Genomic DNA, 26,817 nt, shown 5'->3' on the forward strand with positions numbered 1-26,817 from the left:
GAAACCTAGGAGCGAAATTTGGATTGGGCTTATTACTGGGAGGTTGCAAAGCCCTACGCCGGACTGGTGATATTATTCGCCTTGTTCGCCGCTTTTGTTGCTGAGCGCCGCCCCCCGGCAGTCACAGCCGTCGTCGCTGCAGCCTTTATGTTGTTGATCGGTTTGCTCGGCAGCAATGATTTGATGTCGGTCTTTTCCAACCCCGCTCCGCTGACGATTGGAGCAATGTTCATATTGTCCGGCGCACTGGTCCGTACCGGCGTGATCGAAGCGCTGGCTGGACTGGCCGCGCGCAAGGCGGAAAACCGGCCCTACTTGGCGATCGGCAGCTTCCTTGGCGGAACTTTTGTGTCTTCAGCCTTTGTCAATAACACTCCGGTTGTGATCATCCTGATCCCGATCATGCGAAAAATTGCCAAGGTAACGGGCATCGCGGCGAGCAAATTGCTCATCCCGCTTTCTTATATATCCATAATGGGCGGCAGCCTGACTCTGCTCGGCACTTCTACCAACCTGCTGGTGGATGGCGTGGCGCAGGAAAACGGGCAAGCAGCCTTTGGCCTGTTTGAAATCACCCAGGTGGGCCTGATTGCTGCGGCAGCCGGGATCGCCATACTTGCCATACTCGGGCCTCTGTTCCTGCCCAATCGCAGCAATGATAACCTGAGCGACCAAATACCGGAATCGCAATATCTGACTGATATTCGGTTCGATGACGACAGCGACTTTGTCGGCGAGAAAATTTCTGACATTAGCGCTTTCACACACTCGGGTATTTCCCTCATCGGCATACGCAAGGGAAATGTCATCGACCGATTAGGATTTGCCGACCATGTCGTAACAGGCGGCGAAACATTGGTGGCTGCGGTCTCGCAGGAGGAGCTGTTATCTCTGGCCGAAACCAACGGAATCAAATTGGGCTATGCGGGTAATATGAAACCTTCCGCACCGCTGGATGATGACAATACAAGACTGGTCGAGCTGGTGATCGGACCCTCCCATCGATCAGTTGGTAAGTCCTTGCCCAGCCTGCCGTTTCTTTCCCGTGTGCCGGCGCGCGTTCTTGGCCTGTCTCGCCCGCGCCATATTGCCGGACCGACGCTTTCCAGTGCTTTGATCAGGCATGGCGACAGCTTGCTGGTCCAGACCGACGACATATCGGTAGGCGTTTTGCAAGAGAACGCTGATCTGGTGCATTTACGCGAGCCGGATGCACAGGCTTACCGGCGGCGGCGCGCTCCCGTGGCCATTATGACTTTCGTCATCATCATGATCGCGGCAACTCTGGGCGTTATGCCAATAGCTGCTCTGGCAATGTTGGGCGTCGCCGCGGTATTGCTGACCAGATGCATTGACAGCGATGAAGCATGGACGGCGATTGACGGCAATGTGCTGGTACTGATTTTCGCAATGCTCGCCGTTGGCAAGGGACTGGAAAATGCAGGCACGATCCAGCTTATTATCGACGTGTTGCTGCCGCTGCTGAAGATGATTTCACCGCTCTGGCTGATTATTGCGGTATATTCTCTGACCTCCCTGCTAACCGAAACCGCGACCAATAATGCGGTTGCTGTTATCATGACGCCCTTGGTAATCGGTATTGCCGCACAAACCGGCGTCGATGTCCGCAGCCTGTTGGTCGCGGTGATGTTCGGCGCATCGGCAAGCTTTGCGACGCCGGTGGGTTATCAAACCAACACCTTGGTCTATGCGGCGGGTAATTACCACTTTTCCGATTTTGTCCGGATTGGCTTGCCGCTCAATATTGGCGTGGGCCTGGCGGCTTGTATGGCAATCTATTATGTTTTCTGATTATAATGGTGTTTGAAATCACCGTTCCCGCGTCGCGCTAAACTTGATTTCGGGATTGCGTTCTTCCTGATAATTCACGTCCCATCCCGATTTTGCCATGAAGACCAGATTATCATCGCGGTCGCGTGCCAGGTTGGCCTGGTTGATATTGGCAAAAGCGTCCAGAACAGCATCATCGCCGCTGATCCAGCGGGCGGTTTCGAACGGCGCGGCTTCCAGACCAGCCTCCACCTTATATTCCGCAGACAACCGGCTGATCAGCACTTCCAGCTGCAATTGGCCGACCACACCGATAATCCAGTTGGCCCCGATTGCGGGATAGAAAACCTGCACAACACCCTCTTCCGACAAGTCGTCGAGCGCCTTGCGAAGTTTCTTGGTCTGGGTCGGGTCTTTCAGGATCACACGGCGCAGGATTTCCGGGGCGAAATTGGGCAGGCCGGTAATCCGCACCTGGTTTTTCTCTGACAATGTATCGCCCACCCGCAATGTGCCGTGATTGGGGATGCCGATAATATCACCTGGTTCAGCCGTGTCGGCAATTTCGCGGTCTTGGGCAAAGAACAGGATGGGCGAATGGATCGCAATGGGCTTGCCAAGCCCCGACGGAATCAATTTCATACCGCGTTTGAACTGGCCGGAACAGAGCCGCATGAAAGCAATCCGGTCGCGGTGCTGCGGATCCATATTCGCCTGAATCTTGAAAATGAAGCCGGTGACATCGTTGCTTTCCGGGTCAATCGGTGCAGGTTCGGCTGGCTGTGGCCGCGGGCTGGGCGCATAGTCGGCAATCGCCTCGATCAACTCTTCAACGCCAAATTGTTTAAGCGCGGAACCGAAATATACGGGAGTAAGATCGCCATTCTGATAGGCTTCCAGGTCAAAGCTGCTATAGCCGCCCTGCGCCAGCTCGCCTTCACTCGTCAGCCGCTCATAAGCCTCCTCGCTGAGCACTTCGGCGAGCCGGGGATCATCCAGCCCGTCAAATTGCTGAACTTTGCCGCTATAGACCTTTCTCTCGCCCTCTGGCTGGTGAAGCTGGTTGCGGTATAGGTCGTAAACCCCTTCAAACTGCCCGCCCATGCCGGTGGGCCAGCTCATCGGGCAGACATCCAGAGCAAGCTTGTCCGCCACTTCGTCTAGCAATTCAAAAGGATCGCGGCCTTCGCGGTCCACCTTGTTGACGAAAGTGATGATCGGAACGTTGCGCATGCGGCACACTTCAAAGAGCTTCAACGTCTGCGCCTCGATGCCGCTGGCAGCGTCGATCACCATGATCGCGCTATCGACAGCGGTTAGCGTGCGATAGGTATCCTCGGAAAAATCCTCGTGCCCCGGCGTATCGAGCAGGTTAAAGACGATGCCGTTCCGTTCAAAAGTCATCACCGAGCTGGTCACGGAAATACCGCGCTGCTGCTCGATCTTCATCCAGTCGGACCGCGCCCGCCGGTTGTCGCCGCGTGCCTTTACCTCCCCCGCCAGATGGATTGCGCCGCCTTTCAGCAACAGCTTTTCGGTCAGCGTCGTCTTACCCGCATCGGGGTGGGAAATAATCGCAAATGTGCGGCGAGGGTTGGTGTTTTTTGTCATAATCTCATAATCTCGTCATACTGCCGCGCTTGATTAACGGTTCGCTTAGAATGACGAATCTATCCCCTCAGCTCCGCGCCCAGTTTCGCGGCGCTTGCCACAACCTTGTCCGAAACGGCTTTCAAATCCTCTTCGGTCAGGGTCGCGTCAACCGGCTGAAGGGTAATTTCCACCGCCAGCGACTTCTTGCCTTCGCCAAGACTTTCGCCCTGGAACAGGTCGAACAACCGCGCACCGGTAATCAGTTTCTTGTCCGCCCCTTTGACTGCGCGCACCAGATCGCCGGCCGGCAAATCCGCATCGACGATGAACGCAAAGTCACGGTTCACCGCTTGCAGCGCAGGCGGAGCAAAGGCTTCGCGCATATGCCCCTTGGCTTTTTTCACCGGAATGGCATCAAGGAATATCTCGGCAGCAACCACCGCGCCTTTCAGGCCCATCGCCTTTGTGACCGAAGGATGCAGCACGCCATAAGCGGCAAGAATCTTCTTTGGCCCAAGGCGCAATGTGCCCGACTGGCCGGGATGATAATGGGTTCCGGCTTCACCAAAGTCCATCAGCTTGTCTGTCGGCGCTCCGGCGGCTTCCAGAATCGCGAGCACTTCTGCCTTGGCATCATATGCGTCAAATCTGGTGGCCGCTCCCGATTGCCAGCTTCGCGCGCGGTTTTCACCGGCCAGCACCAGCCCAAGGGTCTGATGTTCCGCTTGCTCAAGATAACGGCGTCCCACTTCAAACAGACGGATGGATGACGCTCCGCGATCGGCATTGCGCTGCGCTGCCGCGATCAGGCCGGGCAGGAGCGAGGGGCGCATGACTTTCAGGTCTTCGCTTATCGGATTGGCAAGCGACCATATCCCGCCGCCAAATGGCGCGGCTTCTTTCTCGGAGATGAAGCTCCATGTTACCAACTCGTTGAGACCGCGTGCGGCAGCAGCCCGGCGGGCTTTACGTTCGGAAAGCTGCTCTGGCGATGCGGTTGGCTTGGCAACGCCGGGTTTGCGCGGAAGGGGGGTGGAGGAAATGGAGTCTAACCCCTTGATCCGTACAATCTCCTCAACCAGGTCCTGCCAGCCGGTGACGTCACGGCGCCAGCTTGGGACCGTGACCTGCCAGCTCTCATCGACAGTAAAGCCCAGGGCTTCGAGTATCGCCTTCTGTTCATCCGCAGGCACATCTACGCCGCCTAAATCCGCAGTTTTCTGCGGGTTAAAGCTGATGGCCCGGATCTCCACCGGCGGGGTTCCGGCGCGTGTTATCTCGCTGGGCGTGCCGCCGCAATGCTCGGTAATCAGCCATGTCGCTATCGCCAGACCGTCGTCAAGAAAAGCAGGATCGACGCCGCGCTCAAACCGCTGGCGCGCGTCGGAAGTCAGCATTAATTTCTGGCCCGTCCGCGCAATTTTTTCCGGCTTGAAATAAGCACATTCAATGAGCACGTCAGTCGTGTCATCACCCGCACCCGTCGCCGCGCCGCCCATGATCCCGCCAATATCATGCGCGCCATTGTCGTCCGCGATCACGGTCATGCTCTCGTCGAGCGTATATTCCTTGTCGTTCAGCGCGGTGAGCTTCTCCCCCGCTTTGGCCTTTCTGGCGACCTGTTCACCGTTCAGCTTTGCGGCGTCATAGACGTGCAGCGGCCGGCCCAGATCAAACATCACAAAATTTGTAATATCGACGAGGACATTGATCGGTTTCTGACCTGCGGATTTCAAATGGCGCTGCATCCAGTCCGGGGACGGGCCGTTGGTAACGCCGCTTACACTGCGGGCATAAAAGGCAGGGCAGCCTTCCGGATCATCGGTGCGAACATCGGGACCGGGGCCTGTGCCTGCAATATCCAGCTTTGCATCACGATACGCCGTGCTCAGCGATTTCAGCGTTCCCAATCCGGCAGCCGCCAGATCGCGGGCAATACCGCGCACGCCCATGCAGTCCTGACGATTGGGCGTGATGGACACGTCCAGCACCGGATCATCAAGCCCGGCATAATCGGCATAGCTCTGCCCGACAGCATCCGCCGCTTCGGCTGGAAGCTCGATAATACCGTCATGGTCATCGCCCAGTTCCAGTTCGCGCGCGCTGCACATCATCCCGAAACTTTCCACATCGCGGATTTTAGCGGGCTTCAGGGTAAAATCGCTGCCGGGAATATAGGTGCCGGGCGGGCCAAAAACGCCGATCATCCCCTGACGCGCATTGGGCGCACCGCACACGACCTGCCAGGGCTCGGCCGAACCATCGTCAACCTTTAACAGTTGCAGCTTGTCCGCATTGGGATGCGGCCCCGCTTCGAGCACCTTGGCAACGCGAAACGGTTTCAGAGCATCGGCGGGATTCTCGATCCCTTCCATCTCCAGACCAATATCGGTCAGCTTGTCGGTAATTTCGGTCAGGCTTGCGTCCGTATCGAGATGGGCTTTGAGCCATGAGAGTGAAAACTTCATTCTGCCTGCCCCCCAATCATGATAGAGATTTTTCCTGACTGAAAATGATGGAACTGGACCCCTGCCTTCGCAGGGGTGACGGGTGTTTTGTTTATAGGATGAATGGCCGTCAACTTCATGCGCCGACTCCTCCGCTCAATGTGGGCACGTCGAGCGCGCCAAAACCATAATGTTCGGCCCAGCGAAGATCGCCATCAAAAAAGGCCCGTAGATCGTCCATGCCATATTTCAGCATCGCCAGCCGATCGATGCCGCAACCAAAGGCAAAGCCCTGCCAGACATCGGGGTCCAGCCCGCAATTGCGGATGACATTGGGGTGAACCATGCCGGAGCCCAGAATCTCCATCCAGCCCCCTTCGTTGCTTCGCGCATCGCCGCCAATGATACGGCGGCCATTCTCGACCGAGAAGCCGACATCGACTTCGGCAGAAGGCTCCGTAAACGGGAAATAGCTGGGCCGCAGACGCAGTTCGATATCGTCACGTTCAAAAAACGCGCGGACAAAGGTTTCCAGCGTCCATTTCAGGTGACCCATGTGAATGCCCTTGTCGATCACCAGCCCTTCGACCTGGTGGAACATGGGCGTATGGGTGGCATCGCTGTCGCTGCGATAGGTGCGGCCCGGCGCGATAAGATAAATCGGTTCGCCAGAACCGCCGGTTTTCTTTGCAACGTCCACCATCGTGCGGATTTGCACCGGCGATGTGTGGGTGCGCAGCAATTTGGGAAGCTCCTCCGACCCTTCCGGTACAGGGAAATAGAATGTATCATGCATCGCCCGCGCCGGATGGGTTTCCGGGATATTGAGCGCGGTGAAATTATGCCAGTCATCTTCGATTTCCGGACCCGTAGCGACGGAGAAACCAAGATCAGCGAATATCTCGGCCAGTTCGTCCATGACCTGTGACACCGGATGGATGCTGCCCTTGGGAGCGGAAGGCGGCGGCAAGGTCATGTCGAGCTTTTCGGTGGCGAGGCGAGCGTTCAGCGCTTCGCTTTCCATCGCTTCCTTGCGTGCGGCGATGGCATCGGCCACGGCTTGACGGGCACCGTTGATTTTTGGTCCCTCGGTCTGCCGTTCTTCCGGCGTCATTTTACCAAGCGTTTTGAGCAGCAACGAAATCTCGCCCTTTTTACCAAGCGCGGCCACCCGGATCGCTTCCAAAGCATCGCCGGTCGAAACCGCTGCGATCTCGTCCAGATATTTATGTTTGATTGCTTCGATGTCGCTCATCGCTATGTCCTGTTTTATCTTCGCTGCTTGTCCAGTCAGGCCCCGTTTTGACACGCCACGTCTAGGCAAGTCTTGTCAAAAACCCAATAAAAAAGCGCCGCGAGATTGCTCTCCGGCGCTTCTTTTCAATTCTAATGAGCTTTAGGCTTTCGCCAGAGCATCCTGCGCCTGTTTGATGATACCGCTAAACACAGCAGGTTCATTCATCGCCAGGTCGGCAAGCACTTTACGGTCCAGTTCAATTCCGGCCAGCTTGGTGCCGTGAATGAACGTGCCATAGGTCATGCCTTCTGCGCGAACAGCAGCGTTGATACGCTGGATCCACAGGCCGCGGAACGTCCGCTTTTTAACTTTACGGTCGCGATACGCATATTGGCCGGCTTTTTCGACAGCCTGCCGCGCGATGCGGATGGTATTTTTGCGGCGGCCATAATAACCTTTGGCCTGCTCTAATAATCTTTTATGTTTTGTACGAGTGGTCGTACCCCGTTTTACACGTGCCATTTTCTATATCCTTGTAAGTTGCAAGTCGCTGCGGCGGGATTAACCCAGGCCGTATGGCGCCCATTTCTTGACTGTCCGAGCATCGGCATCACACAATTTCTTGGTGCCGCGGTTCTGACGGATATATTTGCTGTTATGGCTCATCAAACGGTGGCGTTTGCCGGCTACGCCGTGCTTCACCTTACCGGTTGCAGTGATTTTGAAACGTTTCTTCACACCGCTTTTGGTCTTCAACTTGGGCATTTTGGTCTCCTCTAAGAAAGTACCGTTACAGACACAGGTGGCAGCCCAACACTGGCCAGTGCGTCACATCGGAAGGGCGGCAATAGCCGGATTCGCCCGAAATGCAAGAGATATTACCAAAACAGGCCCGATTATTGCCCGATTGCTACCCGATAACTGATAGCGGCCCCGCATTAATGATGGCAGGCAAGCGCTTCCAGAATATCATCGACGCGCGCCTGATCCCCGATGGCCAGAACATGGCCGTCCGAATCCGCGTTAAGCGGCTCCCCGTTCCAGTCGCACATCATGCCGCCAGCACCATCGATAATCGGGGCAAGAGCGGCAAAATCATGAAGTTGCAGGCCCGCTTCACAGACCAGATCGACATGGCCGCTGGCCACCAGCCCGTAATTATAGCAATCACCGCCATAGATAATCTTGCGCGGCGCGACTTTGCTGGCCAGCCCCATGAAATGGTCGGCATCATGTTCGTCAAACAGATGCGGCGAGGTGGTGGCGAGCACGGCATCTTTCAGGTCACGGCAGCGCGCGGTTTGCACGGCGGCACCGTTAAACGTGGTTGGCCTCCCCACGACTCCCACCCAGCGTTCTCGGGCAATCGGCTGGTCAATGATGCCAATGACCGGCCACCCGTCCTGCATGAGCGCGATCAGCGTGCCGAAAATCGGGCGGCCCGCGATAAAGCTGGTCGTGCCGTCGATCGGGTCGAGCACCCATTGGCGCGAAGCCCCTTCGTTTATCGTGCCATATTCCTCCCCGATAATCCCGTCTTCGGGGCAAAGCGTTTCGATAATCTTGCGCATTGCGCATTCCGCGGCGCGGTCCGCGTCGGTGACCGGGGTGGAATCGCTTTTGGCTTCCTGGTCGAACTTTGCGCGGAAAAACGGCCGGATCGCTTCACCGGCTGCATCGGCAAGCTGTTCGGCAAGGGCAATATCTTTGGGGGTCATGAAAGGAGCTTAATCAAACAGGCTCGACACACTGCTTTCGTCGGCAATCCGTTTAATCGCTTCACCCAATAAAGGCGCGATGGTGAGGTGGCGAATCTTGTCGGACTCCTCGACCGCTTCGGTCGCACAGATGGAATCGGTAATGACCAGCTCCTTGAGCACGCTGCCATTGATCCGCGCCACGGCTCCGCCGGAAAGCACGCCATGCGTAATATAGGCGACAACCTCGGTCGCGCCTTTGTCTTTCAGCGCCTGAGCCGCGTTGCACAGGGTGCCACCGGAATCGACAATATCGTCGATCAGGATACAGAACCGGCCGGAAACATCACCGATGATGTTCATCACTTCCGATTCCCCTGCCCGCTCACGGCGCTTGTCAACGATGGCCAGCGGCGCGTTGTCCAGCCGTTTCGCCAAAGCGCGCGCGCGCACCACGCCGCCCACATCGGGGGAGACAACCATCAATTCGTGCCCCGAAAAACGGGCCTGAATATCAGCAGACATGACCGGAGCACCATAAAGGTTGTCGGTCGGAATATCGAAAAAGCCCTGAATCTGGCCAGCGTGCAAGTCGATGGAAAGCACACGGTCCGCCCCCGCTTCGGTAATCAGGTTCGCCACCAGCTTGGCCGAAATCGGTGTGCGCGGGCCGGGCTTCCTGTCCTGACGCGCATAGCCGAAATAGGGGATAACCGCCGTGATACGTTTGGCAGAAGCCCGGCGCAGCGCGTCAATCCCGATGAGCAATTCCATCAAATGGTCATTTGCCGGATGGCTGGTCGATTGCACGATGAACACATCTTCGCCGCGTACATTTTCATGGATTTCGACAAAAATCTCGTCATCCGCGAAACGCTTCATGCTGACATCGGTGAGCTTGATGTCCAGATAATCGGCGATGGATTGGGCGAGCGACAAATTGCTGTTGCCGGACATGAGTTTCATTGAGTGGCTTCCCCTGAAAGCGACCAACCATTATTTCAGAATCGCGGACGCTATGAAAATGTTGCGTGCCCCCTGTAGACAGATGCGCCGGGAATCGGAAGTGCCTTTTGTGCAATTGCGGCCATATTGTTACAAGTTTGTAACGGTGCACGAAAATATATTTGGCGAGACAGGTTTCGGGCTTGCGTGAGTTTGACGGATCTTGCCCACCTTTGCCCACAATTCATTTGCCCAGCGCAGCGCTGCTTTCTATCAAGAGAGCATGAACGCACAGCTTACCATCACCCTTGCCCAGATGACCCAGTCCGTTGGTGATCTGCAGGGCAATGCCGACGCGATGATCGCGGTTTACCAAACAAAACAGGACAGCGACCTGATTGTCTTTCCGGAGCTGCAACTGGTCGGTTACCCGCCGGAGGATCTGGTCCTGAAACCTGCTGTTGTGGAGCGGGCCGCTCTGGAACTGCGGCGGCTGGCCAAGGCAACGGCGGGCAATGCGCCTGCTATGCTGGTCGGGTCCATCTTTCGCGAGGACGACAAGCTGTATAACGGTATCGCGCTGCTGGAGGGCGGCGAGATCAAGGATGTGCGCTACAAGGTCGAGCTGCCGAACTACGGGACATTTGACGAAAAACGGATATTCAGCTCTGGCCCCCTGCCCGAACCCATTGAGTTTCGCGGCTGCAAGATCGGTTTGCCGATCTGCGAGGATGTGTGGTTGCCAAGTGTATGCGATCACCTGAAAGCACGGGGCGCGCAAATGCTGATTTCGGTCCATGGCAGCCCTTACGAGATTGAAAAGGACGATCACCGGCTTGGCCAGGTGGCGACGCAGCGCGTTCGGGAGACTGGCCTGCCGCTCATCTTTCTCAACCGCATTGGCGGTCAGGATGAAATCGTCTTTGATGGCGCCAGCTTTGTCCTCAATGGCGATACCAGCGTGATGCACCAGCTACCCGACTGGGATGAGGCGATTGTGGACACGCACTGGAGCATGGAAGATTCCGGGGAGCAATCCGGCTGGCGCTGCGCTCCGGGTGAAATCCACCGGCTGGATGAGCATCCGGCCGATATTTACAACGCGATGATAGTTGGCTTGCGCGACTATGTGAATCGCAACGGCTTTCCCGGCGTCATCCTGGGCCTGTCCGGCGGCATTGATAGCGCATTGTCGGCTGCGGTAGCGGTAGATGCACTGGGCGCCGACAGGGTGTGGTGTGTCATGATGCCCTCTCGCTTCACCAGTCAGGACAGCCTTGACCATGCGGCGGAATGTGCCAAAATGCTGGGCACGCGGCTTGATACGATTTCGATCGTCCCGGCGGTTGAAGGCTTCGACGCGATGCTGGCGGACAGTTTTGCCGATAGGCAAGTCGATAGTACCGAGGAGAATATCCAGTCGCGGATTCGCGGTGTGACGTTAATGGCCCTGTCGAACAAATTCGGTCACATGCTGCTCACCACGGGCAACAAGAGCGAGATGAGCGTTGGCTATGCCACCATCTACGGCGATATGGCGGGCGGATATTCCGTGCTGAAAGACGCGTATAAACTGACCGTTTTCAGTCTGTCGGAATGGCGTAATAACAACAAGCCATCGCTGGGCATGGGGCCAGACGGTCCGGTCATGCCCGATATCGTCATTAGCAAGCCGCCAAGCGCGGAGCTGCGGGAGGACCAGAAAGATAGCGATAGCCTGCCCGACTATGAAATCCTTGATCCGTTGCTACACGGCCTGGTCGAGGAAGAATTATCGGTAGCCGATCTGGTCGAGCGCGGCTTTGACCGTGATACCGTGATCCAGATAGAAAAACTGCTCTACACCGCCGAATATAAACGCCGCCAAGCCCCGCCCGGTGTTAAACTCGGCAGCCGCAATTTCGGCCGCGACCGGCGTTACCCCATTACCAATGCTTTCAGGACCATGTAGACTGCGTTTATAGTCCGCCGCGCCAACCCTTGCCCTGTCGCCCGGCACGCTAACAAGGCTTCGACAAGCTCGTCCTGAGCGGATAAGAGAAAAATATGACCATAAAAACCCGTTTCGCCCCTTCGCCCACCGGGCACCTTCATGTCGGCAATATTCGCACTGCGCTCCACAACTGGATGTTCGCCAAGAAAAATGGCGGCGAATTTCTGCTGCGGCTGGATGATACCGACAATGTGCGTTCCAAAGAGGAATATGTCACCGCTATCCGCGCGGACCTTGCCTGGCTGGGAATGCACCCTGATAGCGAGGAACGGCAATCCGCCCGCTTTGACCGCTATGAAGAACGGTTTGAGGAACTGAAAGCGGCTGGCCGGGTCTATCCCGCTTATGAAACGGCGCAGGAACTCGACCTGAAACGGAAAGTCCAGTTGGGCCGTGGCAAGCCGCCTATTTATGATCGCAGCGCACTGGATTTGAGCGAAATCGAAACAGCCGCTTTTGAAGCGGAAGGACGCAAGCCGCATTGGCGCTTCAAGCTGGATCATGACACGCCGATAGAGTGGACCGACCTGATCCGCGGCGATCAGCATTTTGACCCGGCATTGCTGTCCGACCCGGTAATCCGGCGCGAGGACGGGAGCTGGCTTTACATGCTGCCGTCCACGATTGACGATATTGATATGGGCATCACCCATGTCGTGCGCGGCGAGGATCATGTCACCAACACGGCGGTCCAGATCCAGATGTTTCACGCCTTTGGCGCGGACACGCCCGAATTTGCGCATGAGGCCTTGCTGGTCGGCACAGAGGGCAAGCTGTCGAAACGACTCGGCTCGCTGGGCGTAAACGGTTTTCGGGAACGTAATATCGAACCGCAGTCCATCATCGCGCTGCTCGCCCGCATTGGCACCAGCGATCCGGTGGAGCCGGTTGCCGATATACAGGCTCTGGTAGAGGGCTTCGACTTTTCCCGCTTCGGACGCGCACCGGCGCGATTCGATGAAGAGGAATTGGCACAGCTAAACCAGAAAATCGTGCATTTGCTGGAATATTCCGACGTTCAGGACCGGCTGCCCGACGCGATGACAGCCGATGCGTGGGAGGCCATTCGCCCGAATCTGCATCATATGGGCGAAGTCGCTACATGGTGGCAGGTAGTGACCGGCCCAATCACCCCCGGCGAACTGGCGCAAGAAGATCGCGACTTTCTGCGTCAGGCTTGCGAGACATTGAACAGCCTGAACTGGACAGACACGGTCTGGAAAGACTGGACCGGGGCGCTCAAGGAAAGCACTGGACGGAAAGGAAAAACTCTGTTCATGCCGCTGCGCCGGGCGTTGACAGGGCTAGACCATGGGCCGGATATGGGGGCGCTGCTCCCGCTTATTGGCCGTGACGCTGCTCTCGAACGCCTTATTTCTGCTACTTCATAAGCTCATCGGGGCTGGTCATAGGCGCAATTGCTCCCTATTTAGCGATTATGAAAATGTTAAAAGATGTTTCCGTTGGCGGCGGCTTAAGGGATTTGTTCACCCTGTTGCGCCGCCATCCCAAAGAGCAGGCCATGCCGGCCTTGCTGGCCTTTGGCTGTTCTGCATTCATGTTCTTTCTGTTCATCATCGACCCGAAGGTTAACACTGACGTGCCGCGGACACAGGAAATCATCTATGTCGAAAACTGGTCACTGGACCGCAGCGACGAAGAAATCATAAAGGCCCGCTGGGACGTGCAGTGTTTGAAAGACAAGCGCGATGAGAAACGGCGCGATGCCATGAAAACGCTGGGCCGGATGTCCGGCATGGATGTCGAGGCGATAGAGCGCGAAGCCGAAGCGAAAAGACTGGCCCGCGGTGATGTAGAGGTCGAGCGGCCAGCCGGGCTTTCATGTTGACCAGCAATCAGGACGCACGTTTCATGTCCGCTGCCATTGCTCTTTCCGAGCGTGGACGCGGACGGACGGGCGAAAATCCCAATGTCGGTTGCATCATTGTTAAAGACGGAATGATCATCGGTCGCGGCTGGACCCAGCCGGGCGGACGCCCCCATGCCGAGGCTATGGCACTGGCTCAAGCCGGGTCAGAGGCACAGGGCGCTGATATATATGTCACGATGGAACCTTGCGCGCACAAGAGCGAACGCGGACCAACCTGCGCTGATCTGGTTAAGGACGCGGCGCCTGCGCGTGTAATTGTCGCCACGCTGGATATTGATGAAAGAACCCGGCGGCACGGTATCGACCGGCTGGGCGACGCGGGCATTTCGGTTTCGGTCGGCGTTCTGGAGCAACAGGCTCACCGCGCGATGGCGGGATTTTTTACACGCATGGAAAAAGGTCGTCCCTATGTGACGCTGAAACTCGCCATGTCGCTGGACGGGTGCATCGCCATGGCGGACGGAACCAGCAAATGGATTACCGGTGACCGCGCCCGCGCCCATGCCCATCTTGAGCGGGCGCGCTGTGATGCCATATTGGTTGGTGCCGGCACGGTTGCGGCGGACAGGCCCGGCCTTGATGTGCGGCTGGACGGGCTGACTGACCGTTCGCCCAAACCTGTGGTGCTGGGCAAGGCCGAGGTTCCGGAACATTGGGCAGAGATTTCCGAGCCGCATGCCATTGCGGAACTGGGTCAAATCAACTGGCTGTTGATCGAGGGAGGCGCAGCAACGGCGGCTTCTTTCCTGAAAGCCGATCTGGTGGACCGGTTACTGCTTTACCGTGCGCCGATCATCATTGGCGGCGGTTTGACGGGCGTTGCAGATATTGGTCTTGAGAATCTGGACAGCGCGCATGGCCAGTGGAACCGGCTGGACCGCCGCAACCTGGGCCAGGATGTGCTTGAGATATATGAACGCGCCGCCTAGGTTCGCGGCTTGAACTTTTTGGCCCGGCATTTTTGAAAAAGGCTTCCCATGTTTACAGGCATAATTTCCGATATCGGCACCATTAGCAAAGTGGAGGAACGCGGCGACCTGCGGCTGACCATTTCCTGCCATTATGACATGGACAGCGTGGATATCGGTGCATCCATCGCCTGTTCGGGGGCCTGCCTTACGGTTGTGGACAAAGGTGCAGACTGGTTCGCGGTTGATGTTTCGGCAGAGAGTATATCAAAAACAGCCAATTCCATGTGGGCAGAAGGGCGCAAGCTCAATCTGGAGCGCGCCCTGAAAGTCGGCGATGAGCTGGGCGGGCATATTGTCACCGGCCATGTCGATGCCGTGGGCGATGTTGTCAGCATAGAGACACAGGGCGATTCGCACCCCGTCCGTATCCATGCCCCTGCCGCAATCGCGTCCTATCTCGCTCCGAAAGGGTCCATCACGGTCGATGGCATCTCGCTAACCGTCAACACGGTTGAGGATCAGGCGGATGGCAGCACTATTTTCGGGCTGAATATCATTCCGCATACGGCCAGCGTGACGACCTTTGCCGACCTGAAAACCGGTGATCAGGTCAATCTGGAGATTGATATATTGGCGCGCTATTTATCGCGGATGGAGCAATTACGTCCTGCCAAGGCATGACGTCTGGCGGGTGCCCCCTTGCCCTTTCAGACACGAAACATACCGTTAGTCCTGAGCCTGTCGAAGGGCGTTGACTGCCGTGATACCGCGCTTGATCTAAAGGCGCACTTCAACTTAAGCCAGTTCGCCTCTTAAAACGGCAGCCACTTCTGGTTCTTGCTGAACTTCATATAACCGATATTCGCACCTAGTCGCAGTCCCGCGCCCATTCTTACCGGGATCAGCACTTTATCGCCGCTGCGCAAATAGCTCACATGGAAACCGCCAACGAAATAGGCCGCGCCCTCACCCGCCGGATAGCGCTTGAACAGATCTTCCGTATCATAAAGGTTATAAACGAGCACAAAGGTATTGGCCGCATTGGCACCCACATCAAATCCGACAGAAGGTCCGGTCCAGTAAACCGGGCGGGTGCCCTCGATCTTGTGGTGCAGTTCGCCGGAACCATAGCGCAGGCCGACAACAAAAGCGCCCGATGCTTCGCGGCCCGTAATATAGCCATTGGGGCGGCCCTGTTTCTTGAGCAGATCCTCGATCAGTCCGGCCAATCCCTCGGCACCCTTGCCAAAGACACCTTCTGCCGCGCCGATCAGGTCATCTTCCTGGTAAGTCGCGCTGTCTTCCACGGGTGTCCCAGTATTCGGGGCAGCGCTTGCAACGGCTCCGCCATTCTGGGCCGCGTTATTCTGGTCCCAACTATTTTGATTATAGCTGTTCTCGTTCAGGGCATCATCATAAGTCGTGCCTTGATCCACCTGTCCCGGCTGGGCAAGGTCGCCATCAATATCGCCAGTTACCGGTGCATCCGGGGCGGGAGGGGCCGTGGTTGTCGGGGCATCATAATTTCCGGTCAGGCCCGGATCATTCAGGTCGGCATCAATCGCATCATTGGGATCAATTGTTTGCATTTGTGCAAAAGCAGGGGCCAAAGTCGGCGCCGATGCAAGTGTCACAACGGCAAGTAAACCTAATAACTTCCGGCCGAGAGTCTCGCGGGGGTATTTTTTCACAGACATTTCCTTTGGGCACGACTTAGTCATGGGTAACTCCTTCCCATACCAGCCGCCTGCGACTTTTGGCACTTGGCGATGACTGTGCAATGAACGCACGACGATCCGAGTCGATTTTGCGACCTGTTGAGTGCGGCCGCTCATATTCGCGCACGTCTGGCATGAAACCTGATGTATTCAAGCCCGGATTGATCCACAACGTTACAGTCTGGGCGCGCTTTTTTGCCGGGCATGGATATAGGGGCACGATATCAGGCACTTTACCCATTGCAGCCGATGCAATGCCCCGTTATAGCGCATGGCCTTGGCCAAGCCAGTCATGCGGACACGTGGGTGAGCGGCTGAAACCACCTCCCTGCTAAGGAGGCAAGGGCCTCACGGTCCTTCGAGGGTTCGAATCCCTCCGTGTCCGCCATTTACTTATCGTTTAAATTCAATGATTTATATGGTTAGCCTGCCGAGACGGCGAGGTGCTTTTTCAGATGCGAAAAGTTAGATGAAACGTCCAACAATTTCTCGTGAGGATCGACTTACTCATCCGGCAAGAATTGGGCCGATTACGACCGGGCAGCTCTGGGCCAGACAGTTCGGGGCCAGTCAGTTCTGAGGCAATCAGTCCAGATAGCGGACACAAAATACTGAGCAGCTGCGATGACAGCTTCCCCTTGGCTCGTCAAATGCCGACATCAGCTTATGACCGGCGCAGGACGTCCTGCCATTCTGGATGACGGTCGATCTGCGCTTTTGCGAACGGACAAAGCGGAATGATGGAGATGCCATCGCGTCGGGCATCTTCGACTGCCTGACGCACCAATTGCACGCCAACCTTTCGGCCACGCAAGGCGTCGGGAACTTCTGTATGATCGATGATAATCAGCTTATCACCTGCCCGGCTATAGGTCATCTCGGCTTCGATGCCGTCGACGAGCGTCCAGTAGCGGCCCTTTGACGGGCCATCCTCCCGTTCGACTTTTACGTCGGAAGATGAAAGGACCTGCTTCGGCAGCTCGGCGTGCGGTGGGCGCACCCGCCTTGGCTGGCCTTGTTCGCAATCCAGAAGGTCGCGGTCCCATCCTCCGAGATCGGCAGCGGCCTCGTAGGTCGATACAAGAAACGCCAGAAGAGCCTCGTCGCCATCGTCTGCCGTCTGCACGGCTTCGTAGGGCAGGATGAACTCCGACATCTCATTATGCCAGAATGCAGCCTCCGGCCGGACCGATGCGTCTTGAAAGCCGTTCGGCATCGGATAGGCATAGGAGTAAAAGGCTGGATAATCGATGCCGCCCCCGCCCGGCCAAAATCCTGCCGAAGAAACTTCGCGGTCGTAAGCTTCCTGCGCCACGTCGTCTGGCAATGCAGGTATGCCGCCGGCATGGAGAGGAGCGCGCCGCCCAGAAAAGCGGGTGACCGCCAGATCGAGAGCACCCCAGAACAGGTGAACGGGGCTGGATTTACCGAGAAAGGAAGTCCGGAACGTCTTAAACACCCTGTCGACCGCCATACATGCGTGATGGTACCGTTGAACGGCGTCGCGGTCATAAGGCCGGTCGCGGTGATCTTCGCTGAACGGTACGGGGTCGGGCACTTCGTTTGGTTGGCCGTCGAAGGCAGGCGTGCCGCCGAGTTCAGAAACCAGCTGGACAAAACTGGCATGAAATTCCGCGACCGTGGTCTCTCCGAGCGCAAAAGATGCCTTGCGGCCATCGCCGCAAGTGCCCTCCACCATATGGTCTCTGAGGTTAAACAGAATTTCGATGCCGGGGCCGTCAGGGATCATTGAGGAGGTCAGGCCGAGTGGCGTGACGTAGAAGGTCGCGTTCCAGGAATGGTTAAGCCATGGGGTATGAGCGAGACGATATTTCCCGGCGACCTGCAGGTAAAGATGCAGTGCAGAGCAGGTCTCACGCCAGCTGAGGTAGTCGAGGTGGGGCCACTTGTTGCTCATTCCGCTTCCTTCATTTAGATTCAAAACGGATAGCAACTCCGGCCTCGCTCCTTGCCGATGAGAAGACCAGTGCCAAGCTTCCGTCACAGTTCATAGCGCGAGCGGATTATGTCCTACCCGCCCGGCCACTATATGAATTATCGCGTAGTCCTTTAAACAGCTAGCCATGAAAAGGGCCAAGCTGTGTCGCAAAAAGTGGAACGTGCAACCAATTTAGCTGCGGTCGGTAGCCCGCAGGAGAGTCAGCGCCGAGCATCGCTTGCCGAGGCTTCATTGATGTCAACGATTTGCCCGTACAGGCCCCCATAGATGAGGATTTCGTTCGATATGATCGATTAGTAATTCAGTTAATATCCCTATCTTCCGTACCGGATGAAGACTCGGCGGGCGGATGACATATGCACCCGCTGGCGGTGCCGGATAACGTGTCATGATCGGAACGAGAGCTCCGGAGGCCACATAGTCATAAGTGATCAAATCGGGAAGCGAGGCGATGCCGAGTCCTGCCACTGCGGCAGCGGCAAGCGCCATGGCGTTGTCGGCCTTGAACCTGCCCTGCGGGTGAACCGTGACGATCTTGTCGCCATTCATGAATTGCCAATCTTCGGTTCCCTGCAGGAGCGCCTGATGGGCGGTGATTTCCTCAGGAGTCTCAGGCGAGCCATTCTCTTTGATATAGTCTGGGCTGGCAACCAGTGTTCCATGGATCGCTCCGACACGCCTCGCGATCAGGTTGGAATCCTGAAGGTGGCCAACCCGTATCGCACAATCAAAGCCCTCAGCGATAAGATCGACAAAGCGGTCGCTATAGGAAGCATGGACCCGGACTTGCGGATGGCGCTGGGCCAGAAGGGCTAATACCGGGGCGAAGTGGGTCGGGCCGAAAGACAGAGGCACCGAAATTCTTAGACGACCACGAATGTCACCGGAGGGGAGAACCATTTCCAAAGCCGTCTCGATCTCAGTACCTACTCGGACTGCGTGTTCGTGAAATGTGACCCCGGCTTCCGTAAGAGCGGCGCCGCGGGTCGTACGGAGAAAAAGCTGGACACCAAGCTCATCTTCAAGTCGAGATAACCGGCGGCTGACAATTGACTTGGAGAGGCCGAGCCGACGTGCGGCCGCCGAAATCCCTCCGGTGTCGGCGACTTCTACGAATGTATGGAGATCATTGATGTCCACGTACTCGTTCCCCCTTTCGCAACACAGTGTGTCACAAGGCGGCACTATTGCATAACTAGCTGAAATGGCAATATAGATTGCACATAATACGTCTAGGAATGGTACGTCTAGGTACGTGTCTTCCAGAATAACGGCGGAATGACCGAATTTCCTCAAAAGGCGTTTTACATTACTTCGCCCATCGACGATCCAAAACGCTCAATGAGCATCTCCGTCAGCACCCGCACTTTGCGCAAGGGGTGCTGATTTGGCGGGCTGATCACATAAATAGCTAGTTCTGGAACCGGGTAGCGGGTCATGACAGGCACAAGGGCACCGGAATCGAGATGCTCTTCAATCGCGGGGACAGGAAGGCCGACAATCCCTAAGCCGGCCAAGGCCGCAGGAACAAGCGCAATGCCGTTGTCGCCTTTGAAACGACCGTTCGGTTTCATTTCGACAAGCTTGTCGCCATCCATCGCCAGCCAGACCTCGTTGCCCTGCAAGAGTGCCTGATGGGCCATCATTTCCTCTGGAGTTTCAGGCGATCCATGCTTTTCGATATAGGTTGGGCTGGCGACATACATGGCGCTCAACGGTCCGACGCGCCTTGCGAGTAGACTCGAGTCTCGCAAACGGCCGCACCTGATGCCACAATCGAAGCCTTCCGCTATCAGGTCTACGAACCGGTCAGTATAGCAGGTGTGGACTTGCAACTCCGGGTACTTGAGCGCCAGAGCCGCGAGCACCGGAGCAAAATGCGTGCAGCCGAAAGTCAGCGGAGCCGCCACGCGGAGTAGCCCACGCAGATCGCCAGCGGGCAATATTGTTTCCTGGGCGATGTCGATTTCTGCACAGACTTTCGCAGCATAGTCCCGAAATGTGATACCAGCTTCCGTGAGCGCGGCGCCGCGAGTAGTTCGCGCCAGCAACTGAACGCCGAGATCCGCCTCCAGGCGAGAGAGACGGCGGCTAACGAGGGATTTGGATAAACCAAGCCGCCGCGCTGCGGGTGTCACACCCCCGGTGTCGGCGACCTCTACGAAAGTTCGTAGCTCTTCTATATCCATGTCACGCCCCCTGAATTTGCGACTCAGCGGGTCGCACGGAGAATCTGTTTATCACAAATAGAAATGGCGCTGTCCACTCGAACATCATCGCACGCGAGGTCCATTGAGCAAGAACGGTGGGAGGAGCTTGAAGGCATGGATACCTGTGGGAATAGCGGTTGTTGGGCCACCCTGCATGTTCTGCCGCTGGCCGACATATAATAGAAGCCGCGCACCATGTTCGCACGCACGCAGCGCAAGCGAACTCTCGCAATCAGCGGGAGGATCAGTCCAGTCCACCCTAGTCGCTATCAGCTGCTCGCCGGAAGAACCGGCTTCGACATCCCCGTCAATCACTACGACGAAAGCATTATAGGAAGCAGGCAGCTGCGGCGCGAAGATAGCTCCCTGCGCCAATCGGATGTCGGCCAGCGTAACCGGGACGTTCAGGCGATTGCGCCCCCGTCAGCCGCTAGAATCGCGCCCGTGATTATACTTGCCGCGGGGCTAGCGAGAAAGACTACTGCGTTCGCGACTTCGGACGGCTCGCCAAAGCGCCCCAAAGCCGTCAGGCTTCGTTGAAAATCGGCACCCTCTCCATCAGCCGGGTTCGCATCCGTGTCAGTCGATCCAGGCAGCACAAGATTCACGGTGATACCGTTCGGGCCGAGTTCGCGCGAAAGACCGCGGGTGAAAGAAAGAAGCGCGGATTTGGACATCGCGTAGGCTGTCACCCCCGGAAACGGGACGCGCTCCGCCAAACCCGAGCCAATTGAGATAATGCGTCCGCCGGCAGTGAGATGGGGAATCACCGCCTTTGCAAACAGCACCGGACCTCGCACGTTAACGTCCATCATTGCCTGATATTCATCTACATCGATGTCGGCGATCGGTCCGTTCAGGGCGATAGCTGCGCTGTTGACCAGAATATCGACTCCACCAAGCGCCGAGACCGCGTCGCTCACGGAGCGCGTGATGGCCCTAGGGTCGGTGCTATCAGCTTGAATAGCGACTGCACGGCGCCCCTTGCTTGTGATGGATTTCTTCACTGCCGCAGCCCGGTCAGCCGAGACCTGATAGGTAAAAGCTACGTCCGCGCCATTCTCCGCCAACGCTAACGCGATTGCAGCCCCAATACCTCGCGACCCTCCCGTCACCAGCGCTCGCTTCCCATTCAGATCAATCATCGCTCATTCCTTTATAAAATTCATAGAAGTTACCGGCATAAAAATTGTCGCCGCCGACACTTCACGTTACTTAATGCATGGCCCCACACGGCGGTAGCACTGGCCGACAAGTAGCTGTGTCGCTCAATGCGGAACGCTTCTTTCGCAGAAGGTCATTTCATGATCTGACTATTATGCGTTGCCGCGTCCATGCGAACTGCCTCGCCTCATCAACGACAGTTCGCATGGTATGGGAGCCATCGCGCCGTAGTGCCGAATGCGCGGCCAGAGTTCCCAATTCTGCAACACAGCATTCCACCTGACGGAGCTACCGTGCCCTTTCTGGAAAGAATATAGTCCGTGATCAGTAACTAGCCCCAAGCGTTGTTCACTGAATTAATTTCTAATCCGAAGAGGAACCAATAATGACAAGCGAGACAATCCGAAATCCCCTTACTGACCACCTTTTGTCACCGGACAATTCGACCCTGATCATTATCGACTATCAGCCGATCCAGGTCTCCTCGATCCGCTCAATGGCGCGCGAAGAGCTCGTCTTCAACATCACCAGCGTCGCCAAGGCGGCGATGAATTACGACCTTCCGATCATTCACTCGACGGTCAACGTCGCTACCGGCCGTAACAAGCCGCCTATTCAAGAGTTACAGGACGTCATTGGCCACCTGCCGACCTATGACCGCACCTCGATCAACAGCTGGGAGGACACCGAGTTCAAGGAGGCCGTGAAGGCGCTCGGCCGCCGCAAGCTCATCATGACAGCACTCTGGACCGAGGCGTGCCTGACTTTCCCGGCCCTCGACGCCATCCAGGAGGGCTACGAGGTTTACGTGCCGGTCGATGCGGTGGGCGGCACTTCGCTCGCGGCGCACGACACCGCGCTGCGCCGGATGGAGCGGGCAGGAGCAAAGTTAATCAGCCGTGTGCAGATGTATTGCGAACTCCAGCGCGACTGGTCGCGTGAGGCGACTGTCCCCGGCTTCATGGACGTTTTCGAGAGTTTCGACGGCTTTAACCCTGAAAAGGCGAAGGTAGCGATGCACGCGATTTGAACCGCTGACTATCAATTACGGCGGCGGCAGCGAAAGCCGCCGCCGTCCGCTGAAAGGAAACAGGCATGAGCGAGTTATTCATCGTCGTTGGCCTCAAGACCACAGCTGGCAGGGAGGACGAGTTGCGCCGCGACCTGTCGGTACTTGTCGAGCCATCGCGTAACGAAGATGGCAACGTCCTTTCTGATCTGTTCGAAGATAAGGCCGAACCGGGGCGCTTCGCGTTTATCGAGGCGTGGTCTCCATGGGTAGCAAATTGCTCCACAGCCGTCGGCGTGAACACTGGACCACAGTCACTGCCGTTCCTGCGAGAGCCAAATTCAACTTGAAAGAGGAGACCTATCTATGTCGGCCATAACAACTGCAGACGGTGTCAACATCTTCTACAAAGACTGGGGGCCGAAAGACGCGCAGCCGATCATGTTCCACCACGGCTGGCCACTGAGTTCGGACGACTGGGATAGCCAGATGCTGTTCTTCCTAGGGGAGGGATACCGTGTCATCGCGCACGACCGGCGTGGCCACGGGCGCTCCGCTCAGACCGATACGGGGAACAACATGGATAGCTACGCAGCCGATGTAGCAACACTGGTGAGCGCACTCGACCTGCAAAACGTCCTTCATGTTGGCCACTCGACGGGCGGCGGCGAAGTCATCCGCTATGTCGCGCGCAGCGAATCCGGTCGTGTGGCAAAGGCCGTGCTTATCGGTGCCGTGCCTCCCATTATGCTGGCGACTACGCAATATCCAGACGGCTTGCCAATGTCGGTGTTCGACGGGTTCCGTCAGGCGTTGTCCCAGAACCGAGCGCAATTCTTCCTTGAGGTGCCCTCCGGCCCATTTTACGGCTTCAATCGTGATGACGCCGCCGTAAACGAAGGGTTAATTCACAACTGGTGGCGGCAGGGCATGATGGGCGGCGCCAAGGCCCAATATGACTGCATCGCAGCTTTTTCGGAGACGGACTTCACCAAGGATCTTCAGGCCGTCTCGCTACCCGTGCTCCTCATGCACGGCGAGGAGGATCAAATAGTACCGATCGACGCCTCGTCCCGCAAGGCGATCAAGCTGCTGTCGAACGGCACACTCAAGACCTACGCAGGCCTCTCGCACGGGCTCTTCGCCACGCATCCCGACCTCGTCAATGCGGACCTTTTAAACTTTTTCAGGGAGTAACAAAACATGAATGAATTCAATAACTTTCCCGTCAGGGGGCGCTTTGAACTGGCGATTGTCGGCAGTCACGAGATTGCCGCAGACTATTATCGTCTGAACGGCGAGCAAATCCTCCTCACCCACAGCATCATTGCGGAGAGAGTAGGAGAGATCGTATGATCGAGATGGTTATCAATCAGCGGCGCCGCGACCTTGGCGGCGGATTCGAAATCGGCCGGGTGCTTCCGTTTGCGAAGCGGCGCATGGTCGGCCCTTTCGTCTTCTTCGATCATATGGGTCCACTCGATCTGGCACCTGGCATTGATCGAAGCATGGATGTCCGTCCGCATCCGCACATTGGCCTGTCAACCGTCAGTTACCTATTCTCGGGCGAGATAATGCACCGGGACAGCCTCGGGTACGAGCAGCCGGTCAGACCCCATGAAGTCAACTGGATGACAGCAGGTAGCGGTATCACCCACAGCGAACGGCTCGAAAAGGCTCGTGCGCACGGCGATCGCCTACATGGCATTCAGGCCTGGGTCGCGCTGCCTGACGGTCAGGAGGAAATCGCACCATCCTTTTCACATCATTCAGGGGATGACCTACCGCAATGGAACGAGGGAGGCGTGGTCGGTCATCTCATTGCCGGCAGCGCCTATGGCCTGACTGCCGGAGCAAAGGCGCTTTCGCCGCTATTCTACGCGCATATCGACATGGCACCGGGATCCACTGCAGAGATCCCGGATGGCCACAAGGAGCGTGCTATCTACATCGCCGCTGGCTCCGTAGAGATGGACGGATCGCGCTACGAGGCCGGGACGATGCTGGTGCTCGGTGCGGGAGCTTCACACGTGCAGGCGCTGGAGCAATCATCCGTTATGATGCTGGGCGGCGAGCCGGTCGGAGAGCGCTTCATCTACTGGAACTTCGTTTCTTCGTCGAAGGACCGGCTCGCGCAAGCCGCAGCGGATTGGAAATCGGGGCGGATGAAGCTGCCCGATGCCGACAATGAGGAGTATATTCCGCTACCCGGCGAGCCGGCGATCTCGTGATCGATCTGACGAAACGGCGCGGCTCCGAAATCAAGACGGTTGCCAAGCTGCGTGAGAACTGCGTCTCAGCATGACCTAATCGAACAGAAACGCCCTGACCTTTGCGGCGGCCTCGAGGGCGAACGCATATTGCCATTCGCGAAGCAGCATACGGAAAGCAAGCCTTGGTAACTCTGCGATGTGCCCAAGCCTAGCCCGCACTCAGGACAAGTCTTGGTCCGGGTTCATGCAACTTCAATCAACCCCCGCCGTGATCAACAGATCGCTTACGATCGGTTGGTGGATGCCTGAGATCATTTCGAAGCAGATTCTATATTCTGCGCCGCGATCCATTGCCGATAGCCGTTCAAGGAGCAGCCACTTTTCCTATATTGTCAAACGGACTTTTTCCAGAACCCCGTTGCCAAGCACAAATATGGTGGCTACCGAGATAGGCTAAGCCATTCAGGTGAACGCGATGGCCTCCTTTTGTGCTAACAGCTTTTTTGCTAATGGAAGTTTCTTAATGTCCGGAAGTTTAACAAAAAAGTTCGGCAAGCTGCAAAAACGGTTCAGCGGGAATGAAATGCAGCTTTATGTTTTTGCTGCATTCATGACCATCTTGTTTTTCACCGGAGGCAGCTCGCGTGATGATGTGCAGTCGCTGGTTTTCTTGCGGCCTCTGGCGATATTATTTGGCGCTTATGCCTTGACCCGCATGGATCGCGAAGCGTGGAGAGGCCGGACATTTCCTCTTATCATCGCGCTGGCATTGGCCGGGTTGATGGTGCTGCAATTAATCCCCCTACCGCCGCAAATCTGGACTGCGCTCTCCGGCCGGCAGATATTCGCCGATATTGCGGATCTTGCTGGTATTTCGCAGCCCTGGCGGCCGCTGACGCTATCTCCGTCGCGTACTTTGAACAGCCTGTTTTCGCTCGCCATCCCGATTACGGCGATGATGCTATACCTCAACCTTGATGGACCACGCAGGAAACAGGCCGTTGCAGTCCTTATCGTGCTTGCCTGTATCAGCGCTCTATGGGCTGCGTTCCAGCTGACAGGGTCGCCGCGCGGCCCCCTTTACATATATAATATTACCAATAATGGCTCAGCGGTCGGTTTGTTTGCCAATCGCAATCATCAGGCTGTGCTTCTGGCAGCGGCCATTGTCATGCTGGGCTGGTATGCCGCGTCCCATCCCGTGGCTGCGAAGCTGGCCTCGTTGAAATTTTATGCCGGCATTTCGGCTATTTTTGTGCTCGTTCCGCTGGTTTTTGTTACAGGATCGCGGTCGGGCCTGCTTTTGATGGCGCCTGCTCTGGTTGCTGCCATCATATTGGTTTATTTCGGCCGATATACAGCCGAAAGCCAGCTCTCTGCGACAACTCAGTCTTCCTCAAGGAGGCGTCACAGGAAAAAGCGGTTCAATTCTCGTCAGATCATTTTGTTTTCCAGCATTACACTTGTCATTATATTGGCGGCACTCTCCATTTATTTCTCCCGGTCATTGGCATTTGACCGGCTTTTCGGCCGCGCCGATGTCGAAGAATTACGCGGCCAGCTTGTGCCAATTCTCACCAGAATGATAAGCGACTATTTCCCGTGGGGAAGTGGATTTGGCAGTTTTGAGCATGTATACCGGATATATGAACCCCAGGAGTTTCTAACCCCCAATTATCTTAACCAGGCCCATAATGATTGGCTGCAATTCCCCATCGAAGGCGGCCTTCTCGCAATATTGATCGCCGCTGCGGCTTTAATCTGGGGCGGCAAGCAACTGTTCGTTCTGGCCCGAAACTGGAAATATACGCACTATACCAAATATGCAGCGGTCATGGCCGCAATAGTCATGCTGTTATTCTTGGTGGGCAGTATCGTTGATTATCCTTTACGCGTACCCTCGTTAATCGCCCTGTTTGCGGTGATGGCATGTATTTTTAGCGATAGTATGCAGGCTGTTCAGCGCAATGCAATTAAAGCCCAATCATAAACCTTACATATTGTCATTAGGCTCACCTCGTCTATGAACAGTTTACGC

Annotated in this window: 24 protein-coding genes and 1 tRNA gene; 13 read left to right on the top strand and 12 right to left on the bottom strand. The window is 56.6% G+C overall.

The features are described from left to right. The first annotated feature begins 18 nt into the window (after positions 1 to 18). Entirely contained in the window at positions 19 to 1,812 is a 1,794-nt protein-coding gene (locus VIN76_RS02035; RefSeq protein ID WP_332040152.1) for an SLC13 family permease, read from the top strand. Between the two features lie 18 nt (positions 1,813 to 1,830). On the opposite strand, the gene VIN76_RS02040 is transcribed toward VIN76_RS02035, so the two are convergent. The 7 genes from VIN76_RS02040 to VIN76_RS02070 form a co-directional block, all read right to left on the bottom strand. Next, the gene (locus tag VIN76_RS02040; protein WP_332040153.1) at positions 1,831 to 3,402 is read right to left on the bottom strand and encodes a peptide chain release factor 3; all 1,572 of its coding nucleotides are present in this window, start codon (positions 3,400 to 3,402) and stop codon (positions 1,831 to 1,833) included. A 59-nt stretch (positions 3,403 to 3,461) separates the two neighbouring features. Next, the gene (gene pheT / locus VIN76_RS02045) at positions 3,462 to 5,852 is read right to left on the bottom strand and encodes a phenylalanine--tRNA ligase subunit beta (protein ID WP_332040154.1); all 2,391 of its coding nucleotides are present in this window, start codon (positions 5,850 to 5,852) and stop codon (positions 3,462 to 3,464) included. Positions 5,853 to 5,967: 115 nt separating this feature from the next. Next, positions 5,968 to 7,086, bottom strand: coding sequence for a phenylalanine--tRNA ligase subunit alpha (pheS, locus tag VIN76_RS02050; protein ID WP_332040155.1), 1,119 nt, complete (start codon positions 7,084 to 7,086; stop codon positions 5,968 to 5,970). A 141-nt stretch (positions 7,087 to 7,227) separates the two neighbouring features. Beyond that, positions 7,228 to 7,590, bottom strand: coding sequence for a 50S ribosomal protein L20 (gene rplT, locus VIN76_RS02055; protein WP_332040156.1), 363 nt, complete (start codon positions 7,588 to 7,590; stop codon positions 7,228 to 7,230). Positions 7,591 to 7,629: 39 nt separating this feature from the next. After that, on the bottom strand, positions 7,630 to 7,833 hold the full coding sequence (gene rpmI / locus VIN76_RS02060) for a 50S ribosomal protein L35 (protein WP_066741203.1): 204 nt from the start codon (positions 7,831 to 7,833) through the stop codon (positions 7,630 to 7,632). Positions 7,834 to 8,006: 173 nt separating this feature from the next. Then, positions 8,007 to 8,786: a histidinol-phosphatase gene (gene hisN / locus VIN76_RS02065; RefSeq protein ID WP_332040157.1), complete on the bottom strand. Its 780-nt coding sequence runs from the start codon at positions 8,784 to 8,786 to the stop codon at positions 8,007 to 8,009. Between the two features lie 9 nt (positions 8,787 to 8,795). After that, the gene (locus VIN76_RS02070; RefSeq protein ID WP_332040158.1) at positions 8,796 to 9,731 is read right to left on the bottom strand and encodes a ribose-phosphate pyrophosphokinase; all 936 of its coding nucleotides are present in this window, start codon (positions 9,729 to 9,731) and stop codon (positions 8,796 to 8,798) included. 262 nt (positions 9,732 to 9,993) lie between these two features. Between VIN76_RS02070 and VIN76_RS02075 the strand changes: the two genes are divergently transcribed. The 5 genes from VIN76_RS02075 (at position 9,994) to VIN76_RS02095 (ending at position 15,186) form a co-directional block, all read left to right on the top strand. Then, complete coding sequence (locus VIN76_RS02075) at positions 9,994 to 11,661, top strand: NAD+ synthase (protein WP_332040159.1); 1,668 nt, start codon at positions 9,994 to 9,996, stop codon at positions 11,659 to 11,661. A gap of 95 nt (positions 11,662 to 11,756) precedes the next feature. Then, positions 11,757 to 13,094: a glutamate--tRNA ligase gene (gene gltX, locus VIN76_RS02080; RefSeq protein ID WP_332040160.1), complete on the top strand. Its 1,338-nt coding sequence runs from the start codon at positions 11,757 to 11,759 to the stop codon at positions 13,092 to 13,094. A gap of 53 nt (positions 13,095 to 13,147) precedes the next feature. Beyond that, positions 13,148 to 13,552, top strand: coding sequence for a hypothetical protein (locus tag VIN76_RS02085; RefSeq protein ID WP_332040161.1), 405 nt, complete (start codon positions 13,148 to 13,150; stop codon positions 13,550 to 13,552). Further along, entirely contained in the window at positions 13,546 to 14,523 is a 978-nt protein-coding gene (gene ribD, locus VIN76_RS02090) for a bifunctional diaminohydroxyphosphoribosylaminopyrimidine deaminase/5-amino-6-(5-phosphoribosylamino)uracil reductase RibD (RefSeq protein ID WP_332040162.1), read from the top strand. The genes VIN76_RS02085 and ribD overlap by 7 nt, the downstream gene beginning before the upstream one ends. A 48-nt stretch (positions 14,524 to 14,571) precedes the next feature. Then, entirely contained in the window at positions 14,572 to 15,186 is a 615-nt protein-coding gene (locus VIN76_RS02095; RefSeq protein ID WP_332040163.1) for a riboflavin synthase, read from the top strand. Positions 15,187 to 15,317: 131 nt separating this feature from the next. On the opposite strand, the gene VIN76_RS02100 is transcribed toward VIN76_RS02095, so the two are convergent. Next, on the bottom strand, positions 15,318 to 16,202 hold the full coding sequence (locus VIN76_RS02100) for a DUF1134 domain-containing protein (RefSeq protein ID WP_332040174.1): 885 nt from the start codon (positions 16,200 to 16,202) through the stop codon (positions 15,318 to 15,320). A gap of 317 nt (positions 16,203 to 16,519) precedes the next feature. On the opposite strand from VIN76_RS02100, the gene VIN76_RS02105 reads away from it, so the two are divergent. After that, positions 16,520 to 16,611 (top strand) — tRNA-Ser (locus tag VIN76_RS02105). A 276-nt stretch (positions 16,612 to 16,887) separates the two neighbouring features. On the opposite strand, the gene VIN76_RS02110 is transcribed toward VIN76_RS02105, so the two are convergent. From VIN76_RS02110 to VIN76_RS02125, 4 genes are all read right to left on the bottom strand, one after another. After that, a complete protein-coding gene (locus VIN76_RS02110; protein WP_332040164.1) occupies positions 16,888 to 18,141 on the bottom strand; it encodes a DUF5996 family protein in 1,254 nt (417 codons plus the stop codon). 279 nt (positions 18,142 to 18,420) lie between these two features. Beyond that, entirely contained in the window at positions 18,421 to 19,323 is a 903-nt protein-coding gene (locus VIN76_RS02115) for a LysR family transcriptional regulator (protein ID WP_332040165.1), read from the bottom strand. 164 nt (positions 19,324 to 19,487) lie between these two features. Further along, entirely contained in the window at positions 19,488 to 20,372 is an 885-nt protein-coding gene (locus VIN76_RS02120) for a LysR family transcriptional regulator (RefSeq protein ID WP_332040166.1), read from the bottom strand. A gap of 425 nt (positions 20,373 to 20,797) precedes the next feature. After that, positions 20,798 to 21,538 carry an SDR family NAD(P)-dependent oxidoreductase gene (locus VIN76_RS02125; protein ID WP_332040167.1) on the bottom strand — a complete coding sequence of 247 codons (741 nt, stop codon included), beginning with the start codon at positions 21,536 to 21,538 and terminating at the stop codon, positions 20,798 to 20,800. A 404-nt stretch (positions 21,539 to 21,942) separates the two neighbouring features. Between VIN76_RS02125 and VIN76_RS02130 the strand changes: the two genes are divergently transcribed. From VIN76_RS02130 to VIN76_RS02155, 6 genes are all read left to right on the top strand, one after another. Further along, positions 21,943 to 22,587, top strand: a complete 645-nt coding sequence (locus VIN76_RS02130) for a hydrolase (protein WP_332040168.1) — start codon at positions 21,943 to 21,945, stop codon at positions 22,585 to 22,587. A gap of 65 nt (positions 22,588 to 22,652) precedes the next feature. Then, on the top strand, positions 22,653 to 22,916 hold the full coding sequence (locus VIN76_RS02135) for a putative quinol monooxygenase (protein ID WP_332040169.1): 264 nt from the start codon (positions 22,653 to 22,655) through the stop codon (positions 22,914 to 22,916). Between the two features lie 16 nt (positions 22,917 to 22,932). Then, a complete protein-coding gene (locus tag VIN76_RS02140; protein ID WP_332040170.1) occupies positions 22,933 to 23,763 on the top strand; it encodes an alpha/beta hydrolase in 831 nt (276 codons plus the stop codon). A 6-nt stretch (positions 23,764 to 23,769) separates the two neighbouring features. Further along, complete coding sequence (locus tag VIN76_RS02145) at positions 23,770 to 23,922, top strand: hypothetical protein (RefSeq protein WP_332040171.1); 153 nt, start codon at positions 23,770 to 23,772, stop codon at positions 23,920 to 23,922. Next, the gene (locus VIN76_RS02150) at positions 23,919 to 24,797 is read left to right on the top strand and encodes a pirin family protein (protein WP_332040172.1); all 879 of its coding nucleotides are present in this window, start codon (positions 23,919 to 23,921) and stop codon (positions 24,795 to 24,797) included. The genes VIN76_RS02145 and VIN76_RS02150 overlap by 4 nt, the downstream gene beginning before the upstream one ends. A 505-nt stretch (positions 24,798 to 25,302) precedes the next feature. Next, a complete protein-coding gene (locus tag VIN76_RS02155; RefSeq protein WP_332040173.1) occupies positions 25,303 to 26,769 on the top strand; it encodes an O-antigen ligase family protein in 1,467 nt (488 codons plus the stop codon). Positions 26,770 to 26,817 lie beyond the last annotated feature (48 nt).

Source organism: Parasphingorhabdus sp. (genome assembly GCF_036568145.1).
GTDB lineage: Bacteria > Pseudomonadota > Alphaproteobacteria > Sphingomonadales > Sphingomonadaceae > Parasphingorhabdus.

What these genes read in the sequence shown, in the direction of transcription:
- VIN76_RS02040 (WP_332040153.1), bottom strand. Translation starts at nt 3,402, where the DNA reads ATGACAAAAAACACCAACCCTCGCCGCACATTTGCGATTATTTCCCAC.
- pheT (WP_332040154.1), bottom strand. Translation starts at nt 5,852, where the DNA reads ATGAAGTTTTCACTCTCATGGCTCAAAGCCCATCTCGATACGGACGCA.
- pheS (WP_332040155.1), bottom strand. Translation starts at nt 7,086, where the DNA reads ATGAGCGACATCGAAGCAATCAAACATAAATATCTGGACGAGATCGCA.
- rplT (WP_332040156.1), bottom strand. Translation starts at nt 7,590, where the DNA reads ATGGCACGTGTAAAACGGGGTACGACCACTCGTACAAAACATAAAAGA.
- rpmI (WP_066741203.1), bottom strand. Translation starts at nt 7,833, where the DNA reads ATGCCCAAGTTGAAGACCAAAAGCGGTGTGAAGAAACGTTTCAAAATC.
- hisN (WP_332040157.1), bottom strand. Translation starts at nt 8,786, where the DNA reads ATGACCCCCAAAGATATTGCCCTTGCCGAACAGCTTGCCGATGCAGCC.
- VIN76_RS02070 (WP_332040158.1), bottom strand. Translation starts at nt 9,731, where the DNA reads ATGAAACTCATGTCCGGCAACAGCAATTTGTCGCTCGCCCAATCCATC.
- VIN76_RS02075 (WP_332040159.1), top strand. Translation starts at nt 9,994, where the DNA reads ATGAACGCACAGCTTACCATCACCCTTGCCCAGATGACCCAGTCCGTT.
- gltX (WP_332040160.1), top strand. Translation starts at nt 11,757, where the DNA reads ATGACCATAAAAACCCGTTTCGCCCCTTCGCCCACCGGGCACCTTCAT.
- VIN76_RS02085 (WP_332040161.1), top strand. Translation starts at nt 13,148, where the DNA reads ATGTTAAAAGATGTTTCCGTTGGCGGCGGCTTAAGGGATTTGTTCACC.
- ribD (WP_332040162.1), top strand. Translation starts at nt 13,546, where the DNA reads ATGTTGACCAGCAATCAGGACGCACGTTTCATGTCCGCTGCCATTGCT.
- VIN76_RS02095 (WP_332040163.1), top strand. Translation starts at nt 14,572, where the DNA reads ATGTTTACAGGCATAATTTCCGATATCGGCACCATTAGCAAAGTGGAG.
- VIN76_RS02100 (WP_332040174.1), bottom strand. Translation starts at nt 16,202, where the DNA reads ATGTCTGTGAAAAAATACCCCCGCGAGACTCTCGGCCGGAAGTTATTA.
- VIN76_RS02110 (WP_332040164.1), bottom strand. Translation starts at nt 18,141, where the DNA reads ATGAGCAACAAGTGGCCCCACCTCGACTACCTCAGCTGGCGTGAGACC.
- VIN76_RS02120 (WP_332040166.1), bottom strand. Translation starts at nt 20,372, where the DNA reads ATGGATATAGAAGAGCTACGAACTTTCGTAGAGGTCGCCGACACCGGG.
- VIN76_RS02125 (WP_332040167.1), bottom strand. Translation starts at nt 21,538, where the DNA reads ATGATTGATCTGAATGGGAAGCGAGCGCTGGTGACGGGAGGGTCGCGA.
- VIN76_RS02130 (WP_332040168.1), top strand. Translation starts at nt 21,943, where the DNA reads ATGACAAGCGAGACAATCCGAAATCCCCTTACTGACCACCTTTTGTCA.
- VIN76_RS02135 (WP_332040169.1), top strand. Translation starts at nt 22,653, where the DNA reads ATGAGCGAGTTATTCATCGTCGTTGGCCTCAAGACCACAGCTGGCAGG.
- VIN76_RS02140 (WP_332040170.1), top strand. Translation starts at nt 22,933, where the DNA reads ATGTCGGCCATAACAACTGCAGACGGTGTCAACATCTTCTACAAAGAC.
- VIN76_RS02145 (WP_332040171.1), top strand. Translation starts at nt 23,770, where the DNA reads ATGAATGAATTCAATAACTTTCCCGTCAGGGGGCGCTTTGAACTGGCG.
- VIN76_RS02150 (WP_332040172.1), top strand. Translation starts at nt 23,919, where the DNA reads ATGATCGAGATGGTTATCAATCAGCGGCGCCGCGACCTTGGCGGCGGA.
- VIN76_RS02155 (WP_332040173.1), top strand. Translation starts at nt 25,303, where the DNA reads ATGTCCGGAAGTTTAACAAAAAAGTTCGGCAAGCTGCAAAAACGGTTC.